Below are 1,040 nucleotides of genomic sequence, written 5' to 3' on the forward strand. Positions count from 1 at the left end.
CTAGCTGTGAGCTTTCGGGAGGTTGTCCATTCGGACCGGACCGAGGAGACTGGAGTTACCACGCTTCAGCACTCACCGGAGGGTCCGAATGAACATCCATAAGAATGCCCGTCTCACGCCGCTGCGTCGAGAGGAGATGGCGCTGTCGGTGGTAGAGGGCGTTTTTTCCAAAGCCCATGCGGCGCGCGTCTATGGCGTGTCGGCCAAGATCGTGGCGCGCTGGATCGAGCGCTATAAGGCCGAAGGGCGGGCCGGCATGGTCGACCGTACCTCGCGGCCCGCCCATATGCCACAGGCCACTGCTGCGTCGATCGCCGAACGCGTCGTGGCGCTGCGGCGGCAACGTTGGACCGGCAAGCACATCGCCCATGAGGTCGGCGTCTCGCCGGCCACCGTCAGCCGGGTTCTCAAGCGTGCCGGACTGTCGCGTTTGAGGGATATCGAACCGGCCGAACCGGTCCGGCGCTACGAGCGCGAGCATCCCGGCGAGATGATCCACATCGACATCAAGAAGCTCGGTCGTTTCGAGCGCATCGGTCATCGCATTACCGGCAAGCGCACCGGCAATGCCAGCTCGCGCGGCAGCAGTTGGGAGTTCGTCCATGTCTGCATTGACGACGCCTCCCGCATCGCCTTCTCGCAAATATTGCCTGACGAGCGCAAGGAAAGCGCCATCGCCTTCCTCAAGGCGGCGGTGGCCTATTACGCCAGCCTCGGCGTCAAGATCGCGCGCGTCATGAGCGACAACGGCTCCTGCTACAGATCGAAGGTCTTCGCCAAGGCCTGCCGCGATCTCGGCCTCAAGCACATTAGGACAAGGCCCTACACGCCCAAGACCAATGGCAAGGCCGAGCGCTTCATCCAGACAGCGCTGCGCGAATGGGCCTATGCCATCGCCTATCCGACTTCAGATCACCGTGCCGCAGAGTTGCCGGTCTGGCTGCATCGCTACAATTGGCACCGTCCCCACGGCAGCCTAAAGTCCAAAACACCTATCAGTCGCCTCGCTTTGACCGAGGACAACCTGTTGAGGCTCCACA

The 1,040-nt window shown here is 62.6% G+C and carries 1 protein-coding gene; it reads left to right on the top strand.

Annotation, left to right across the window (positions count from 1 at the left end):
- Window positions 1-88: 88 nt before the first annotated feature.
- The coding region (locus tag PV773_RS25125) for an IS481 family transposase (RefSeq protein ID WP_347968988.1) at window positions 89-1,040 on the top strand (952 nt) is incomplete at its 3' end.

Origin of the sequence: Mesorhizobium sp. CC13 (assembly GCF_039907765.1) — a bacterium.
In the GTDB taxonomy this organism is placed as follows: Bacteria; Pseudomonadota; Alphaproteobacteria; order Rhizobiales; family Rhizobiaceae; genus Aminobacter.